Origin of the sequence: Micromonospora sp. NPDC047527, assembly GCF_040643015.1 — a bacterium.
Lineage (GTDB): Bacteria > Actinomycetota > Actinomycetes > Mycobacteriales > Micromonosporaceae > Micromonospora.
Genome location: NZ_JBEYTK010000004.1, coordinates 304,488 through 321,212 on the forward strand (window position 1 = coordinate 304,488; position 16,725 = coordinate 321,212).

General features: G+C 72.5%; 17 protein-coding genes. 10 read left to right on the plus strand and 7 right to left on the minus strand.

The features are described 5' to 3' along the window. Positions 1 to 34: 34 nt before the first annotated feature. Entirely contained in the window at positions 35 to 1,894 is a 1,860-nt protein-coding gene (locus tag ABZ808_RS18155) for a tetratricopeptide repeat protein (RefSeq protein WP_357007499.1), read from the minus strand. A 157-nt stretch (positions 1,895 to 2,051) separates the two neighbouring features. Here ABZ808_RS18155 and ABZ808_RS18160 point away from each other — a divergent pair, with 157 nt between their 5' ends. Next, positions 2,052 to 3,083 carry an SIS domain-containing protein gene (locus tag ABZ808_RS18160; protein WP_357008202.1) on the plus strand — a complete coding sequence of 344 codons (1,032 nt, stop codon included), beginning with the start codon at positions 2,052 to 2,054 and terminating at the stop codon, positions 3,081 to 3,083. Positions 3,084 to 3,108: 25 nt separating this feature from the next. Further along, complete coding sequence (locus ABZ808_RS18165) at positions 3,109 to 4,719, plus strand: histidine kinase N-terminal domain-containing protein (protein WP_357007502.1); 1,611 nt, start codon at positions 3,109 to 3,111, stop codon at positions 4,717 to 4,719. 31 nt (positions 4,720 to 4,750) lie between these two features. On the opposite strand, the gene ABZ808_RS18170 is transcribed toward ABZ808_RS18165, so the two are convergent. Further along, positions 4,751 to 6,271, minus strand: a complete 1,521-nt coding sequence (locus tag ABZ808_RS18170; protein WP_357007505.1) for a glycosyltransferase family 39 protein — start codon at positions 6,269 to 6,271, stop codon at positions 4,751 to 4,753. 460 nt (positions 6,272 to 6,731) lie between these two features. On the opposite strand from ABZ808_RS18170, the gene ABZ808_RS18175 reads away from it, so the two are divergent. The 4 genes from ABZ808_RS18175 to ABZ808_RS18190 are packed head-to-tail and all read left to right on the plus strand — an operon-like array spanning position 6,732 to position 10,202. Further along, complete coding sequence (locus tag ABZ808_RS18175; RefSeq protein ID WP_357007508.1) at positions 6,732 to 8,444, plus strand: nitrite/sulfite reductase; 1,713 nt, start codon at positions 6,732 to 6,734, stop codon at positions 8,442 to 8,444. After that, a complete protein-coding gene (locus tag ABZ808_RS18180; RefSeq protein WP_357007511.1) occupies positions 8,441 to 8,602 on the plus strand; it encodes a hypothetical protein in 162 nt (53 codons plus the stop codon). Before ABZ808_RS18175 ends, ABZ808_RS18180 begins: the two co-directional genes overlap by 4 nt. Positions 8,603 to 8,655: 53 nt before the next feature. Continuing rightward, on the plus strand, positions 8,656 to 9,417 hold the full coding sequence (locus tag ABZ808_RS18185; protein ID WP_357007514.1) for a phosphoadenylyl-sulfate reductase: 762 nt from the start codon (positions 8,656 to 8,658) through the stop codon (positions 9,415 to 9,417). A 53-nt stretch (positions 9,418 to 9,470) separates the two neighbouring features. Further along, positions 9,471 to 10,202 (plus strand): CbiX/SirB N-terminal domain-containing protein, encoded by a 732-nt coding sequence (locus tag ABZ808_RS18190; protein ID WP_357008204.1) that lies wholly within the window; start codon positions 9,471 to 9,473, stop codon positions 10,200 to 10,202. A gap of 103 nt (positions 10,203 to 10,305) precedes the next feature. Here ABZ808_RS18190 and ABZ808_RS18195 read toward each other — a convergent pair whose 3' ends face one another. Beyond that, complete coding sequence (locus ABZ808_RS18195; protein ID WP_088950012.1) at positions 10,306 to 10,563, minus strand: WhiB family transcriptional regulator; 258 nt, start codon at positions 10,561 to 10,563, stop codon at positions 10,306 to 10,308. A 446-nt stretch (positions 10,564 to 11,009) separates the two neighbouring features. Then, positions 11,010 to 11,960, minus strand: a complete 951-nt coding sequence (locus ABZ808_RS18200) for a diacylglycerol kinase family protein (RefSeq protein ID WP_357007517.1) — start codon at positions 11,958 to 11,960, stop codon at positions 11,010 to 11,012. A 43-nt stretch (positions 11,961 to 12,003) separates the two neighbouring features. On the opposite strand from ABZ808_RS18200, the gene ABZ808_RS18205 reads away from it, so the two are divergent. Beyond that, positions 12,004 to 12,393, plus strand: a complete 390-nt coding sequence (locus ABZ808_RS18205; RefSeq protein ID WP_357007519.1) for a hypothetical protein — start codon at positions 12,004 to 12,006, stop codon at positions 12,391 to 12,393. Positions 12,394 to 12,456: 63 nt separating this feature from the next. Here the strand turns inward: ABZ808_RS18205 and ABZ808_RS18210 are convergent, their stop codons facing one another. The 3 genes from ABZ808_RS18210 to sodN are packed head-to-tail and all read right to left on the minus strand — an operon-like array spanning position 12,457 to position 13,817. Next, positions 12,457 to 12,861: an ATP-binding protein gene (locus tag ABZ808_RS18210; RefSeq protein ID WP_357007521.1), complete on the minus strand. Its 405-nt coding sequence runs from the start codon at positions 12,859 to 12,861 to the stop codon at positions 12,457 to 12,459. A gap of 24 nt (positions 12,862 to 12,885) precedes the next feature. Continuing rightward, entirely contained in the window at positions 12,886 to 13,416 is a 531-nt protein-coding gene (locus tag ABZ808_RS18215) for a GNAT family N-acetyltransferase (RefSeq protein ID WP_357007523.1), read from the minus strand. Beyond that, a complete protein-coding gene (sodN, locus tag ABZ808_RS18220) occupies positions 13,413 to 13,817 on the minus strand; it encodes a superoxide dismutase, Ni (RefSeq protein ID WP_357007525.1) in 405 nt (134 codons plus the stop codon). Before sodN ends, ABZ808_RS18215 begins: the two co-directional genes overlap by 4 nt. 83 nt (positions 13,818 to 13,900) lie before the next feature. On the opposite strand from sodN, the gene ABZ808_RS18225 reads away from it, so the two are divergent. From ABZ808_RS18225 to ABZ808_RS18235, 3 genes are all read left to right on the plus strand, one after another. Continuing rightward, entirely contained in the window at positions 13,901 to 14,251 is a 351-nt protein-coding gene (locus ABZ808_RS18225; protein ID WP_357007528.1) for a S24/S26 family peptidase, read from the plus strand. A gap of 143 nt (positions 14,252 to 14,394) precedes the next feature. After that, positions 14,395 to 15,573, plus strand: a complete 1,179-nt coding sequence (locus ABZ808_RS18230; RefSeq protein WP_357007530.1) for an NADP-dependent malic enzyme — start codon at positions 14,395 to 14,397, stop codon at positions 15,571 to 15,573. Between the two features lie 86 nt (positions 15,574 to 15,659). Further along, positions 15,660 to 16,622 (plus strand): zinc-binding dehydrogenase, encoded by a 963-nt coding sequence (locus tag ABZ808_RS18235; protein ID WP_357007532.1) that lies wholly within the window; start codon positions 15,660 to 15,662, stop codon positions 16,620 to 16,622. Positions 16,623 to 16,725: the final 103 nt, after the last annotated feature.

Genomic DNA, 16,725 nt, shown 5'->3' on the forward strand with positions numbered 1-16,725 from the left:
GAGCCGGGGGGCGAGGGCGGGGGGACCAGGGGGGTTAGCGGCGGCGGGGGGCGATGAGGCGTTGCCAGAGGCGGCGTAGGGGGTTGCGGGGGCGCGGGAGTTGGGGGGACAGGTCACCGATCAGGCTGGTGGCCAGCGACGCGGTTGTGGCGTCCAGCTCCGGGGCGGCCAGCGCCAGGTACGCCAGCGAGACGGCGATCGGGACCGGTCGGGCCCGCGCCACGGCGGCCGCGTCGGCGAGTCGCTCCGCCACTGCCCGCGCCACGTCCGGCCGTACGGAGGGATCCACCCAGGCGGCCGTGACCAGGGCGAACATCGCGGCCTCGGTGACCCAGTCCTCTACGCCCCAGACCAGGTCGAGCAGCACCCGGCGTCGGGTCGACTCCTCCCACGGCTCGTCCGTGCGGTGGTGCAGCAGCCCCAGGCAGGCCCACACCTGCACACCGCGTACCCAGATCGACGGGTCCTGGGCGGCCAGCAGCCGGCCGAGTGCGTTGGCCGGTGCCGCCGGCGGGTGCACCAGCAGCCCGAGCAGGTCACCCAGGTCGAGCCCGGCCAGGCCTACCGCCGCGTCGTAGGCGGCCGGCGGGTGCGGCCACGCCGGATGGGCCAGTTGCCCGATGCGCTCGACCGCCGCCGCCGACGGGGCCGGCAGGGCGGGCGTCGGCACGTTCTCCGCGAAGTGCCACAGTCGCTGGGCGGACGCCCGCCGGGGCTCGCGCGGGTCCGGCTCCGGCGTGCCGGCCACCTCGATCCGCAGCCCCGGCGCCACCGAGGTGGCCGTCCGCAGGGCGCTCGGTGGGGCCGCCGCCGCGAGGCGTACGGCGCTGCCGAGACCGTTGTCGTCGTCGGCGACCGCCTGGCGCAGCGCGTCGACCAGCGGACCGCCGGCCGGCGTCAACTGCCCCAGCCAGGGCCGGCCCCGGCAGCACTGGGCCAGATCGCCGTGCTCGTGACTGTCGTCCGGGTGGTCACGGATGAAGTCGGCGAGCGCGACCAGGTGGGCCAGGTCGCCGTCGCGCAGGTGTCGCAGGCGGTGGGCCGTGTGCACCGCGCAGTCAAAGGACGGGTCCCGGGCCAGCGCCCGCTCGGTCCACTCCAGCGCGTCGTCGAGTCGCCCGGTCTCGGCCAGGGTGCCCGCGATGTCGGCGTAGATGGCCAGGTCGTCGGGGTCCAGGTCGACGGCCCGGTAGAGGGCCGCGAGGGCGTCGCGGGTCCGGCCCGCGCTGCGGTACGCGTACCCGAGCCAGACCTCACCCATCTTCGACGGCTGGGTCCGTACCCCTCGGCTGGCCCAGCGGATCGCCAGCGGGACCTCGCCGAGCCGCCGGGCCAGCGCGGACGCCGCGCCCAGCAGCAGGCCGTGTTCGGGGTGGACGGTGGCCGCGTTGCGCGCCAGCGTGAGGTACGGCGTGAGCGCGGCCCGTCCGGCCCGGGGCACCGGGTCGGGCAGCACGGCGCAGACCTGCATGAGGACCCGGGCGATGTGCTCCGGCTCCAGCCGCTCGACCAGTTCGGACGCGGTCACCCACGGCACGCCGGCCCACTGCGTCCCGGGTGCGTGGCCGGTCGCCGCGGCGAGCAGCTCCAACCCTTCCGCGGGGCGGCCGGAGGCGGCCAGCAGGTGGGCGCGGGCCACGACCGCGCCGACGAAGGTGTGGTGGGTGATCGGGAAGAGGTCGAGCCCGCCGCCGTCAGCCGCGGCCAGGCGGGCCAAGGTCTCGTGCACCTCCGGCAGCGTGGGTGCCCGTGCCAGGGCGCTGGCGAGGTGGTCGGCGGCGTGGCGCAGGTCGCCCTCGTCCAGTGCCAGCCGGGCGAGGGCCAGCTCCTCCGTCGCGGAGAGCGCGGGGTCTTCCCTTCCCTCGGGCACGTCGTCCTCTCGTCGCAGCTGCATAGCCGGCCCAGCGTAGTTGATATTGGGGTAGTTGGGTGATCAACTGCGCATTACTGCTCGATCGGTTGCTGTGATCGAAGCAAACGTGCAAGGCTGAGCAGGAAACGCGCGGCAACCGCGCATGAGGGGAGTGTTCGTGACACGTGCAGGGGCCGGGATGGCCGCCGACATCGACGAGCAGCCGGACGGCTACGCCCGCCTGCTCTCCACCGCCAACGCCGGGTCGATCGCCCGGGTTGCGGCGGCCGTCGCCGAGCGCCGGCCGCGACACGTGGTCTTCACCGCCCGGGGCACCTCCGACCACGCGGCCCTCTACGGGGCGTACCTGACCGAGATCCGGCTCGGCCTGCCCGCCGGGCTCGCGTCGCCGAGCGCGGTCACCCTGTTCGGCGCCCGCCCCGACCTGTCCGACGCGCTCGTCGTCGGCGTCAGCCAGAGCGGCGGCTCACCCGACCTGGGCGAGGTGTTGCGCGCCGCGCGTGCCTCCGGTGCGCTCACCCTCGCGGTGACAAACGCCCCCGGGTCCCCGTTGGCCGAGGCGGCCGAGCTGAGCATCGACATCGCCGCCGGGCACGAGCGGGCGGTGGCCGCCACCAAGACGTACACCGCTGAGATGCTCGCCCTGCTGATGCTGGTGGAGGGCATCCGGGCCGGCGACGGCGTGCTCCCGGCGGCCGAGCGGGAGGCGCTCGCCGCGCTGCCCGAGCTGGCCGCCAGGACCCTCGCCGACGACACCCCGGCCCAGCTCGCGCCGCGTTACCGCTTCGCCCGCCAACTGGTCACCACCGGGCGCGGGTACGCGTACCCGACCGCCCGGGAGGCCGCGCTCAAGCTGATGGAGACGTCGTACCTGCCGGCGCTCGCCTTCTCCGGCGCCGACCTGCTGCACGGCCCGCTCGCGATGACCGACCCGGAGGTCCCGGTGCTCGCCGTGGTCGGCTCCGGCCCGGGTGGCCGGTCGATGGGCGAGGTGCTGCCCCGCCTCGGTGAGCGCCGCGCCGACGTCGTGGTGGTCGGCTCCGCCGATGTGCCGGGCGCCACCCGGCTCGCCGTTCCCGAGGTCGACGAGCGGTACGCGCCGCTGCTGGACATCCTGCCGTTGCAGCGACTGGCGTTGGCGTTGGCGCTGAGCCGCGGCGAGGATCCGGACGCGCCGCGCGGGTTGAAGAAGGTCACCGCGACGATGTGAGGCGCGGCGTGGCACCCTGGTCACCGTGTCCACGCTGCGCGACCTCGCCGAGGAGCACACCCATCTCCGACCGGCCGACATCGACCACCTGCACCGGATCGCCGGTGACTGGCAGTTGCTCTCCGATCTGTCCTTCGCCGATCTGCTGCTCTGGGTGCCGGTCGACGACGACGGCACGTTCCTCTGCGTCGCCCAGGTCCGCCCGACGACCGCCCCCACCGCGTACCAGGACGACCAGGTGGGGCGGATCATCGGCGGGCCTGAGGTGGCGCACCTGGGGGTCGCGTACTCCCAGGGTCGGATCTGGCGGGAGGGCGACCCGGTCTGGTACGGCGACGTGCCGGCCCGGCACGAGGCGATCCCGGTCCGGCTGCGCACCGCCGATGGCGAGGCCGGCGAGGTGATCGCCGTGGTCGGTCGGGACACCAACCTCTCCACCGCGCGCACCCCCAGCCAACTGGAACTCAACTACCTGACCACGGCCGACGACCTGGCCCAGATGATCGCGGACGGCACCTTCCCGCCGCCCCGGCACCCGGGAGAGACCACCTCCGCGCCCCGCGTCGGTGATGGCCTCGTCCGGCTGGACGCCGGCGGCAAGGTCACCTACGCCAGCCCGAACGCGCAGTCCGCGTACCGGCGGTTGGGTTATGCGTCCCACCTGGTGGGGGAGGACCTGGCCGTGCTGCATCGTCGGCTGGCTGGCGACCCGCTGGACGGCACCGAAGCCTCGAACGGCATCCTGGCCGCGTTGCGCGGTGAGGCGCCGCCCCGGCGGGAAATCGACGCGCGCGGCGCCACGATGCTGACCCGGGCGCTGCCGCTGATGCCGGCCGGGGTGCCGATCGGCGCGCTGGTGCTGGTTCGCGACATCACCGAGGTTCGTCGTCGGGACCGGGCGCTGATCACCAAGGACGCCACCATCCGGGAGATCCACCACCGGGTGAAGAACAACCTCCAGACTGTCGCCGCGCTGTTGCGCTTGCAGGCCCGCCGGGTGTCCATGCCGGAGGCGCGGGTCGCCCTGGAGGAGTCGGTTCGCCGGGTCGCCTCGATCGCGCTGGTCCACGAGACGCTCTCCATGTCCAGCGACGAGGCGGTCGAGTTCGACGGCATCGTGGACCGCGTGGCCAGCGCGGCCACCGAGGTCGCGGCCACCGAGGTGAGCGTCGGCATGCGCCGTCAGGGCAGCTTCGGTGTGCTGCCGGCGGAGATCGCCACCTCGCTGGTGATGGTCCTCAACGAACTGCTGCTCAACGCCGTCGAGCACGGCTTCCCGCCCGCCGACGAACCGGAGGGCGCACCCGTGTCCGGCGGCGGTGTGCCGGCCGCCGGCCCGGAGTTGGTGCCGGCCGTCCTCGCGGACACCGAGGGGTCCGGACGGCCGGAGGTGGTGGTCTCGGCGCATCGGTTCCGCAAGATGCTGCACGTCTCGGTGACCGACAACGGGCGCGGGCTGCCGCCGGAATTCGATGCCGAACGCGGCAGCCGACTCGGCCTCCAGATCGTCCGTGCCCTGGTCACCGGGGAGTTGCGCGGCACCATCGAGCTGCGGGCCGGCGCCAACGGTGGCACCGAGGCGTTGCTGGTCGTCCCACTGGCCCGCACCGCCCCCGATGGCCGCTCACAGATCTGACGCGGCCCGCCGCCTCGACGGCGCGGTCGGGTCAGCGGCTGGTCAGCAGGGCGACGGTCAGGCCGGGGCGTTGCCAGACCTGCGCGACAGTGAAGTCCGCGCGCAACGCGTCGCCCTTGGGCCCCTGCACGACGGCCAGCGGCTCGGCGTGCCGCCCGGCGACGACCAGCCACACCCGTGAGGTGCCGGCGAGGCACTGCGCCGGCCGCGAGCACTCGGTGGCCCAGAGGTCACCCCGGCGAACCTCGTCCTCGGTGACGAGCACGTCCCGTGGCGGGTCGTCGAGGTGGTAATCGACGCCCAGATCGAGGAACAGCCAGCTGTCCCGGGGTGAGTAGACCACCGCGTCGCCGGGCTGCTGGCCGTCGGCGATCACCCGTGCGGCACCCGCGTAGTCCACCGGGGCGCTGCGTGGCCACTCGTGGGTGCGCCGCAGCGCGGCCTGATCGGGCAGGCCGAGCAGCCCGGCCAGGACCACCACGACCAGCGCGGCCGGGACGGCCACCCCGGCCAGCGCCGCGCCCGCCAGCAGGCAGGCGAAGGGGACCACGAAGACCAGGTACCGAGGCACCCACAGCGGTACGACCGACCCGGCGGCGAAGAGCAGCACGACAGGCAGGAGCACCGCGCTCACCGGCAGCAGGGCGCGCCGCCCGAGCCGGGCCGCGCCGAGTGCGGCGATCCCGACCACCAGGCCGCCCACCACACTGCTCTGCGCCACTCCGCCGGGCAGCGCGCTCAGGTCGTCCAACCGGGCCGGAGCCACCCAGCTCAGCTGTCGGGAGCGCTGCGTCCGGGCGCGCAGCAGCAGGGGGGTCACCACCAGCGCGGCCGGCACCAGCGCCAGCACCCACCGCCACACCCGCCGGTCCCGGCGCGTGACGCCGCCAGCCGGGGTGTCGTACGTGGTTTCGCGCACCGGGCTGATGCCGGCCGCGACGGTCCCGCGCCACCAGGTGAGCAGCACCACCAGCGCGTGCGCGGCGAGCAGGGTGAGCGCGATCAGGTGGGTGAGCCCGAGCGCGGCCACGGCGACGGCGTACCCGGCCCACCGGGCCCACCCCGGCCGCCGCAGCGCGGTCACCAGCAGCAGGGTCGCGAGCACCGCGAGCGCGGTGGCCAGGGCGTACGGGCGGGCTTCCTGCCCGTAGCGGGAGGTGCTGGGGAGCACCGCGAACAACAGCCCGGCGAGGAGGCCGGTACGTCGGTCGACCAGCCGCTCCCCGAGCACGGCGAGCAGCCCGGCGGCGACGGTCATGGCCAGCGCAGCCGGCAGGCGCAGGGCGACCGTGGAGTCACCGGCGACCGCGATCCAGCCGTGCATCAGCAGGTAGTACGGGCCGGTGGCGGCGTCGATCGTGCCCGCCAGCCGGGCCAGGTCGCCGGGGGACCGGGTGGCGGCGCTCCAGGTCGCCAACTCGTCGCGCCACAGCTGGGCCGATCCCAGCCCGGTGGCGGTGACCGCGAGGGTCAGCACCGCCGGCAGCAGCCAGACAGGGCCGGCCAGCCGGATCGGCAGGCCCCTGGTCGACTTGTCGGACAATCCGCCCACAGCCCCGAGCCTGCCACGCCGCAACCGCCCGCGAGCTCAGCCCGCAACAGTGCCACGCCGACCGTGCCCTCACCAACCGCGTCGATCTTGCAGTTTCGGTCGCCGATATGAGTGGAATGCCTCTTATATCGCGGCAGGATGTGCAAGATCGCGGGGGAGGGGAGCCGACCCGGCCCGTGATGTGGGATCCCGCACGCGTACATTGGCTGGCCCCCATCCGGTGTGGCAGCATGGGCCCCATGACCGCCGCTGTCGTCCGCCGCTTCGTGGCTCGTCGCCACGTCGATTACGGCCGCGTGCGCAGCGCGATCTGTCCGGCCCACTGACGACGCCCGACTAATCCGTCTCGGGCGCGCTCCGCGCCGGCTGTCTCAGACACCGTTGTCCCGCCCGCTCTCGCGGGCCGGCCGCCGCGCCCCGCGTTCGCCCCGAGGCACAGCAGACAACGGAGGACGCCGCGATGGCGGTCAGCAGCATCCCGGCCCGTTCCGGAGACTCGACGGCCCGCCCGGCCCGGGCGCCGCGCAAGCCCCGGGGTGAGGGTCAGTGGGCGCTCGGCCACCGCGAGCCGCTCAACCCCAACGAGCGCATCAAGAAGGACGACGACCCGCTCAACGTCCGGGCCCGCATCGAGACCATCTACGCGCACCGCGGCTTCGCCTCCATCGACCCGCAGGACCTTCGCGGCCGGTTCCGCTGGTGGGGCCTCTACACCCAGCGCAAGGCCGGCATCGACGGCGGGCGCACCGCCGTGCTGGAGCCGCACGAGCTGGAGGACGAGTTCTTCATGCTCCGGGTCCGCATCGACGGCGGTCAGCTCAGCCTGGCGCAGCTGCGGGTGATCGCGGACATCTCCCGGGAGTTCGCCCGGGACACCGCCGACATCACCGACCGGCAGAACATCCAGTACCACTGGATCCGGGTCGAGGACATGCCGGAAATCTGGCGTCGACTGGAGTCCGTCGGCCTCCAGACCACCGAGGCGTGCGGCGACTGCCCACGGATCGTGCTGGGCAGCCCGGTCGCCGGGGTGGCCCGCGACGAACTGCTCGACCCGACCCCGGCGGTCGACGAGATCGTCGCCCGGTACGTCGGGGACAAGCAGTTCTCCAACCTGCCCCGCAAGTTCAAGACGTCCATCTCCTGGCTGGTCGACACCCCGTACGAGTCGAACGACATCGCCTTCCTCGGCGTCGACCACCCCGAGCACGGTCCCGGCTTCGACGTCTGGGTCGGCGGCGGCCTCTCCACCAACCCGATGCTCGCCCAGCGGCTCGGCGTGTGGGTGCCGCTGGCCGAGGTGCCGGACGTGTGGGCCGGGGTGGTGGGGATCTTCCGTGACTACGGTTACCGCCGGCTGCGGCACCGGGCCCGGTTGAAGTTCCTGGTGGCCGACTGGGGTGTCGAGCGCTTCCGCGAGGTCCTGGAGAAGGAGTACCTGGGTCGGACGCTGCTCGACGGCCCGGCACCGGAGCTGCCGGCGAAGCCGGTCGACCACGTGGGCGTGCACGAGCAGGCCGACGGGCGGCACTACGTGGGCGCGGCCCCGGTGGTCGGGCGGGTCTCCGGCGCGCAGCTGAGCCAACTGGCCGACGTGGTCGAGGCGCACGGCAGCGACCGGGTGCGGCTCACCCCGTACCAGAAGCTGCTGGTGCTCGACGTGCCGTCGGAGCGGACGGAGTCGCTTGTCGACGCGCTGCGCGGGATCGGCCTGGAGGCCCGGCCGTCGGCCTGGCGACGCGGCACCATGGCGTGCACCGGCATCGAGTACTGCAAGTTGGCCATCGTCGAGACCAAGGCCCGCGGCGAGGAGTTGGTGGCCCGGCTGGAGCAGCGGCTGCGTGACTTCGACGCGGACATCTCGATCCACATCAACGGCTGCCCGAACGCCTGCGCGCGTACCCAGGTGGCCGACATCGGGCTCAAGGGGCAGCTGGTGGTCGGCCCCGACGGCCAGCAGGTGGAGGGCTTCCAGGTGCACCTGGGCGGCGGCCTGGGCATGGCGCAGGGGCAGACCGCCGGTTTCGGCCGCAAGCTGCGCGGCCTGAAGACCACCGCCGACGAGCTTCCGGAGTACGTGGAAAGGCTGGCCCGCCGTTACCTGGCCGGTCGGAGCGCGGGCGAGACGTTCGCCAACTGGGTGATCAGAGTCGACGAGGAGGAACTGCGGTGAGCAGCGAGAACCGAGCGGCACCTCTGTACTGCCCGTACTGCGGCGAGGAGGACCTGCGGCCGCACGAGGCGGGGCACGGCGCCTGGGAGTGCCACGCCTGCACCCGGGTCTTCTCGGTGAAGTTCACCGGGTTGCTCTCCCGGTCGGTGAACCGGTGAGCGCGAGGAGTGAGCTTGCGAGCCCCGCAGGCGGGAACGAAGAGTCAGCTCGGATGAGTCTCGTCTCCGCCGCCGGCCTGGGCCTGGTCGGCCCGGGCGGGCCGCAGCCGGCCGACCCGACCCGGCGCGGCCCCGACGAGCTGCGGGCGCTCGCCGAGCAGGCAGCTCAGGAGCTGGAGGGCGCCCCGGCACTGGAGATCGCCCGGTGGGCGGCGCAGACCTTTGGCGACCGTTTCTGCGTCACCAGCTCGATGGCCGACGCCGTGCTGGCCCACCTGGTGTCCCGGGTCGCCCCGGGCGTGGACGTGGTCTTCCTCGACACCGGCCTGCACTTCCCCGAGACACTCCGGGTGCGCGACGAGGTGGCCCGGACGCTCCCGGTGAACGTCCGGTCGATCCGGCCGCGGCTCACCGTCGGGCAGCAGGACGGTCAGTACGGCCCCCGGCTGTTCAACAAGTCACCGGACGACTGCTGCCAGCTGCGCAAGGTGGAGCCGTTGGAGCGGGCGCTGTCCGGGTACGACGCCTGGGCCGCCGGCCTGCGCCGGGACGAGTCGCCGACGCGTGCCAACACGCCGGTCGTGACCTTCGACGCGCGACGCGGCAAGGTCAAGGTCAACCCGATCGCGGCCTGGTCGCAGGGGGATGTGGACTCCTACATCGCCCGCTTCAACGTGCCGGTCAACGAGCTGTTCAAGCAGGGGTACGGCTCGATCGGCTGCTGGCCGTGCACCCGTCGTACCAAGGCCGGTGAGGACGCGCGGGCCGGCCGCTGGGCCATGTTCGAGAAGACCGAGTGCGGGCTGCACGTCTGACCTCCCCTTCGGCTACCCCGACCGGCGCAGTCTCGGCCGGCGGGGTGGCTCCGGTGGTGCTGGTCGCCCACGGCAGCCGTGATCCGCGAGCCGCCGAGGCCACCCGGGCGCTGGCTCGGGCGGTGTCGACGGCCCGGCCGGGCCTTCAGGTGTGGTCGAGTTGGCTGGACCACACCGAGCCGGGGCCGACCGAGGTGCTGCGTGCGCTGGCCGTGGCCGGCCACCGACGCGCGGTGGTGGTGCCGCTGCTGCTGACTGCCGCGTACCACCGCCGGGTGGACATCCCCGCGGCCGTCGCCGCCGCGACGCGGGTCGAGCCCACGCTGGCGGTACGTGTGACCGACGTGCTCGGCCCGGCGGACGGGACGGTGGACCCGCTGCTGCTGGCCGGGCTGCGCCGTCGGCTCGGTCAGGCGGATCCGGGCCGCTTCGACGCGCTGGTGCTGGCCGCGGCGGGCACCCGGGACGCGCGGGCACGTGGCTCGGTGGGGCAGGTGGCGGCCGCGCTCAGCGCGGATTTCGGAGTGCCCTGCCGGGTGTCGTACGCCTCGGCGGCCCCACCGGCGACCGGTGTGGCGGTGTCCCGGTTGCGGGCGGCCGGCGCGCGGCGGGTGGCGGTGGCCGCGTACTTCCTGGCACCGGGCCTGTTCCACGACGCGGTGGCCGTGGCGGCCCGGACTGCCGGCGCGGTGGCGGTGGCAGCTCCGTTGACCGACGCACCGGAGTTGGCCGGGTTGGTGCTGCGGCGGGTCGAGGACCAGGGCGCCATGCTGTCAGCGGCCTGACGAGAGCCGGGGCCAGCGGAAACGGCGGCGGTCTGACGCTGCCGGGAAAGCTGAACGCCCCGGCGGGCGGACCCGCCGGGGCGTACTGCTGTGTCGTGGGAGATCAGGCGGAGTGAGCGCGCAGCACCCGGAGACCGCCGCGCCGCTTGACAGCGCGCCGCTCCTCTTCGCTCATCCCGCCCCAGACGCCGGCGTCCTGACCCGACTCGAGTGCCCACTGCAGGCACTGGTCGGTCACGGAGCAGCGCCTGCAGACGGCCTTTGCCTGCTCGACCTGCAGGAGAGCCGGTCCGGACGTCCCGATCGGAAAGAACAGTTCCGGGTCCTCGTCGCGGCAGACACTATGGTGACGCCAGTCCATGGCGGCAACACTCCTCATTCTGGATGGGTGGCAACAATTGCTTGGTCGTGCTTTTCCTATATGCGTCCGCGTGCCGATGGTGACCGTTCGCGTCTGTCCATTCGGCGGTGCGTGAGCAGGCAGTTAGTCCCGGGGACCTGCTGGAACAGCTCAACCTGACGAGCATATCCAGGCAATGTCCCGGTAACTCAAGTTCGCTTGTGAATACTTTCACGATCGCTCGTGATGTCAAGGGTGACGCTCGGAAAAACTCTGTGCGGTGAGCAAGCCCACAGCCCATTTGTCCGGGTTCCAGTGCCTTCCCGGTTACCCGCCGTGCCACAGTCGAGGATCAATATAGTACAGTCCGCGAGACATTGCTGACATTTCCGGCACCTGCCCCTCGGTGTGGCGGCGACCGTCGTTGCGGTTGCGGTGCCGCGTCGACCTAGGGCAGTACCCGAGACCTAGTAGATTACTCTGAGTGCGGCGGGAATGGATGTGAATCTGACTTTCTCCCGCTCGCCAAGATAGTCGCCGTCCAGCTGGAACGCCTGTGGACGGCTGGAGAGCAGGGTGAACTCCGCTGTGTCATGGAGTCGTAACACCTGCCGCCCGCTGCGATCCGGCTTCCGGAACAGGAACTGAGTCACAGTCCGTGTTGTGCTAGCCACTCGGAGCTGACGCAGTGCCAGCACGTCCAGCCCGAGGTCGAACGACGCGTCCGGGTTCGGGTTGACCTCCCGGTCGCCCAGGTACGTCCACGGGGCGGTGTTCTGGATGATGACGGTGGCCAGCTCGCCCTCCACCGGCTCGCCGGGGCGCTCCAGGCTGATCGCCGGGTGCCGCCGGTCCGAGGCGAGAAAGTACTGGTTCATGATCGAGCGCAGGTAGAGCGCCGGAGTGGAGACGCGGCCCCGCCGCCGGGCCTGCTCCACCCGGTGGATCACGGCGGCGTCCAGCCCGAACCCGGCGCAGAAGGTGAAGTAGCGGTCGTCGGCGCGGCCCAGCCCGACCGTCCGCTGCCGGCCCAGGCGCAGCCCTTCGAGGATCATGCTGGTCGCATCCGGCCACTCCCGGGGCAGGCCCAGCGCGCGGGCGAACACATTTGTCGAACCACCCGGAACAGTGGCCAGCGCGGGCAGCCGGTCGGCCATCGAGGCGCCCTCGGCACCCGCTGGCGGCTCGGCCGCCATCAGGCCGTTCACCACCTCGTTCACCGTGCCGTCACCACCCAGGGTGACGACGAGGCCGACGCCCTCCGCGGCGGCCTCGCGGGCCAGCGCCATGGCGTGCCCGCGGCGGCGGGTGTAGCGCACGCTGAGGTCGACTTCACTGCGCAGCGCCCGGACAAGCACGTCCCGGCTGCGTTCGCTGGTAGTGGTGGCCTTCGGATTGACCACCAGGACGGCCCGCATGGGCGGCACTGTACCTTCCGGTAGCCCAGGTATCGTGGCGCGCGTGACCATCGACTCGGCTCCGATTCCCGTCACACTCCGCTGGGCGGTTCGGCTGCTGTGGGCGGAGGCGGTCGTCGTCGGGCTGATCGCCGCCTGGCTGCTCTGGGCCGACCTCACCGCCACCACCACCGACCTCGCGTCGGCGTTGCTGGTCACCGGGTTCGCCATCGGGGCGGCCGTCGCGCTCTGGGCGTTGGGTCGCGCGCTGGTGCGCAGGCGGGCCGGCGCGCGGGCCCCCGCGATCGTGCTCCAGTTGATGCTGCTGCCGATCGGGTGGTTCATGATCCAGGCCGGCCTGGGCTGGCTGGGCGTGCCGCTGATGGCGCTCGGCCTGGGCGTCGGCTGGTTGCTGGTCAGCCCACCGACGACGCGGGCCCTCGGCTTCGAGTGACCCCACCCCGACGGGTGGCCCCGGCGATCCGGTGCTGACCCGTTGCGGTGCGGTGGTTGGTCGCTAGCCGTTGGAGCGGCGGGTGAGCAGCGAGATCGTTGCCCGGCCCTCGGCGGCCGTGGCGGACGCCGAGGTGGTGAGGGCCGTGAGCACCTTCCAGGCGAAGGACGACTCGGCGGGCAGCGTGGCATCCCGCACGGTCGGCACGGTCACCTCGACGGTCAGGGCGTCGTCGGTCACCGAGAAGCGACACTCCAACTCGGCGTCCCGGGTGGCGATGGCGAGCAGCATGGCGCACGCCTCGTCGACCGCGATCCGCAGATCCTCGATCTCGTCGAGCGCGAACTGCAACCGGGCCGCGAGACCGGCGGTGGCGGTGCGGAGCACGCCGAGGTAACCGCCGTCGGCGGGCACCGTGAGGTGCACCACGTCGTCGTCGGTCGCTGGCTGGCCGGTCAGTTGAGTCACGCCTCATCCCTCCGGTCGGGGACTCTACCCGGTCGATGGTTCGGGCGCGTGATGGCGGCCCTGTCCCTGGGCGGCTAGGCCGTGCAGTGCGTCGCCGCTGAGCCGGTAGGGGACCCACTCGCTCATCTGTTCGGCGCCGATCGAGGCGTAGAAGCCGGCCGCCGGATTCCAGTTGATCATCCACCATTCCAGCCGCTGGTAGCCCCGCTGGACGCAGATCTCGGCCAGGGTGGCGAGCAGCAGGCGGCCCGCGCCGGTGCCCCGGGCGGCCGGTCGGACGTAGAGGTCCTCCAGGTAGATGCCGTGCACTCCGGCCCAGGTGGAGAAGTTGAGAAACCACAGGGCGAAGCCGATCGGCTCGTCACGCTCGTCGACCGCGACGTGCCCGAAGAGCGCCGGAGTGGTCGTGAACAGAGCCGAGGTCAACTGCTCGGTGGTGAGGTGGCACTGGTCGGGAGCGCGTTCGTACTCCGCCAGGTCGTGCACCATGGCGACGACGGCCGGCACGTCCTCGGGACGTGCCGGCCGGATCGTCGGGATGACCGGAGAGGTCACGCCTGCTTGGTTTCCCAGAAGATCTTCGCGATCTCGTCGATCTTCGAGAGCAGCTTGTCGGCGGTGGCCGGGTCCAGGCTGCCCTTGACGCCACCGGCGCCGGCGAGCTTGGTGGCCTCGTTGAACAGGGTGTGCAGGTTCGGGTACTTCTCGAAGTGGGGCGCCTTGAAGTAGTCGGTCCACAGCACCCACAGGTGGTGCTTGACCAACTCGGCGCGCTGCTCCTTGATGATGACCGCCCGGGTGCGGAACTCCGGGTCGGTGTTCGCCTGGTACTTCTCGCAGATCATTTTGACCGACTCGGCCTCGATCCGGGCCTGGGCCGGGTCGTAGACGCCGCACGGCAGGTCGCAGTGAGCGCTCGCGGTGACGCGGGGCGCAAGGATGCGGGAAAGTCGCATCGGGATCCTCCATGGCAGGTTTGCGATGATCAAAGGCGACATTACTCCTGGGAATGCTCCCCGAGCGGCTGGAGGTGAAACCCGTGCGCGCCGATCAACCGGCAGAGGCACCCCGGCTGCGGGGGCCGCTGACCGCCGTCCTGGTCACCGGTCCCTCCATGGCGCCGGCGTTACGGCACGGCGACGCGGTGCTGGTCAGGCCGGGAGGCCGCCCGATTCGTCCCGGTGACGTGGTGGTCGCGGTGTTCCGCACACGCCCCGAACTGCTGGTCGTGAAGCGGGCGGTTCGGCCACAGGACGGCGGCTGGTGGCTGCGCGGCGACAACGACCTGGTCACCGACGACTCCCGGGCGTACGGGGTGGCCGACGTGCGGGGGAGGGTGGTGGCCCGCTACTGGCCGCGCCCCGGACGGGTGCCCCGCCGTCCGTTATGACCCTGCTCACATCCGAGTGGCGGCGTCCACACTATGCTCGAAAAGTGCCCGGGTGACCCCCGCACCGCGTGCCACCGCTCGCCGCACACCTCGCGGCGGGGCCCGGCCGCCCCATCTGCTCGACAGATCCTGGAGTCACCACCATGTCTTCGTCCACCGTGGACCCCGCTGATCCCGTCTTCCAGCTGCACGTCGGCGGCAAGATGGCCGTCGCCTCGACGGTGCCACTCACCAGCCGGGAAGACCTCTCCCTCGCGTACACCCCAGGGGTTGCCCGGGTGTGTGAGGCGATCGCGGCGAACCCCGACCTGGCCGACGACTACACCTGGGCGTCGCACGCCGTCGCCGTGGTCACCGACGGCTCCGCGGTGCTCGGGCTCGGCAACATCGGCCCGCGTGCCGCGCTGCCGGTGATGGAGGGCAAGGCGGTGCTGTTCAAGCAGTTCGCCGGGGTGGACGCGGTGCCGGTCTGTCTGGACACCCAGGACGTGGACGAGATCGTCGCGGTGGTGCGGGCGCTGGCCCCCTCGTTCGGCGGGATCAACCTGGAGGACATCAGCGCCCCGCGCTGCTTCGAGGTGGAGCGTCGGCTCGACGAGGCGCTGGACATCCCGGTCTTCCACGACGACCAGCACGGCACCGCGATCGTGGTGCTCGCCGCGCTGCGTAACGCCGCGACCCTGCTCAACCGCAAGCTCGGCGACCTCCGGGTGGCGGTGAGCGGCGCGGGTGCGGCAGGCGTGGCCGTGACGAAGATGCTGATCGCCGGCGGCGTCAACCCCGACCAGGTGGTCGTCTGCGACTCCAAGGGGATCATCGGCCGGCACCGCACCGAGCTGACCGGCACCAAGGCCGAGTTGGCGGCGAGCACCAACGCCGCCGGCCGCCAGGGCGACATCACCGAGGCGCTGCGTGACGCGGACGTGTTGATCGGCGTCTCCGGTGGTCAGATCCCCGAGGCCGCGGTCGCCGGGATGGCGCCGGGCGGGATCGTGTTCGCGCTGGCCAACCCGACCCCGGAGGTGCACCCCGACGTGGCCGCCCGGCACGTCGCGGTGGTCGCGACCGGGCGTAGCGACTACCCCAATCAGATCAACAACGTGCTGGCCTTCCCCGGGGTGTTCCGGGGCGCGTTGGACGCGCGGGCCACCCGGATCACCGAGGGGATGAAGGTCGCCGCCGCCGACGCCATCGCGGGTGTGGTGGCCGAGTCGCTGACCGCCGACGCGATCGTCCCGTCGCCGCTGGACCCGCGCGTCGCGCCGGCCGTCGCCGAGGCCGTCGCCGAAGCGGCCCGTCGTGACGGCGTCGCCCGCCGATGAGCTGCTGACCCACGCTGGAGGAGAAGGGTCTTTCTCACGCCCCGGGCGTGGGAGGACCCTTCTTAACGGGCGCTCAGCTTGTTACCGTGCCGATCATGCGTGCCGCCTTCGCCTCCCGCCTCGACGACTCCGATCCCCTCGCCGCGCTCACGGTCGGTGAACGGCCCGAGCCGACCCACCCGGAAGACGACTGGGTGACCGTGCAGGTCCGGGCAACCTCGCTCAACCACCACGACCTCTGGTCACTGCGCGGGGTGGGGCTCACCGAGGCGCAGTTGCCGATGATCCTCGGCTGCGACGCGGTCGCCGTGGACCCCGAGGGCAACGAGGTGGTCGTGTACCCGGTGGTCGTCACGCCGGGTGACCCGCGCGGGGTGTCCATCCTCTCCGAGCACTTCGCAGGGACGCTCGCCGAGCGGGTCGCCGTACCCCGATCGAACCTGATCCCGCTGCCCGACGGGCTGGCGGCGACCGACGCGGCGTGCCTGCCCACGGCCTGGCTGACCGCGTGGCGGATGCTGACGACCAAGGGTCGCGTCGCGGACGCGGACACCGTGCTCGTGCAGGGTGCCGGCGGCGGCGTCGCCACCGCGGCCGTCGCGCTCGCCGTCGCGATGGGCAAGCGGGTGTACGCGACCAGCCGCGACGCCACCAAGCGGGAGCGGATCACCGCGCTCGGCGCCACCGCCGTGGAACCGGGTGCCCGGCTGCCGGAGCGGGTCGACGTGGTGATCGAGACGGTCGGCGCGGCCACCTTCGACCACTCGCTGAAGTCGGCCGCGCCGATGGCCCGGATCGTGGTCTCCGGCGCGACCGCCGGGCACCAGCCGTCGATCAACCTCCGCCGGATCTTCGCCATGCAGTTGGAGATCCTGGGCACCTCGATGGGCACCCCTGGGGAGCTGTACGAGCTGCTGGCGTTCTGCGCCGAGAACGAGGTGCGCCCGGTGGTGGACAGCGTGGTCCCCTTCAGCCGGGTCGAGGACGCCTTCGCCCGCCTGCACTCCGGCGACGCCTTCGGCAAGATCGTCATCGACCACACGGCCTGACGCGCTGGCCGCCGCGCTCAAGATCCGCACAACATCAGGGAAATAGTGGTCTCCGGCGACGCTGAGGCCACTATTTCCTGGATGTTGCACGGATCTTGAATAG

Excerpts from the sequence above, each read along its gene's own strand:
- ABZ808_RS18195 (WP_088950012.1), bottom strand. The coding sequence starts at position 10,563 with ATGGACTGGCGTCACCATAGTGTCTGCCGCGACGAGGACCCGGAACTG.
- ABZ808_RS18185 (WP_357007514.1), top strand. The coding sequence starts at position 8,656 with ATGAGTCTCGTCTCCGCCGCCGGCCTGGGCCTGGTCGGCCCGGGCGGG.
- ABZ808_RS18160 (WP_357008202.1), top strand. The coding sequence starts at position 2,052 with ATGGCCGCCGACATCGACGAGCAGCCGGACGGCTACGCCCGCCTGCTC.
- ABZ808_RS18175 (WP_357007508.1), top strand. The coding sequence starts at position 6,732 with ATGGCGGTCAGCAGCATCCCGGCCCGTTCCGGAGACTCGACGGCCCGC.
- ABZ808_RS18200 (WP_357007517.1), bottom strand. The coding sequence starts at position 11,960 with ATGCGGGCCGTCCTGGTGGTCAATCCGAAGGCCACCACTACCAGCGAA.
- ABZ808_RS18155 (WP_357007499.1), bottom strand. The coding sequence starts at position 1,894 with ATGCAGCTGCGACGAGAGGACGACGTGCCCGAGGGAAGGGAAGACCCC.
- ABZ808_RS18230 (WP_357007530.1), top strand. The coding sequence starts at position 14,395 with ATGTCTTCGTCCACCGTGGACCCCGCTGATCCCGTCTTCCAGCTGCAC.
- sodN (WP_357007525.1), bottom strand. The coding sequence starts at position 13,817 with ATGCGACTTTCCCGCATCCTTGCGCCCCGCGTCACCGCGAGCGCTCAC.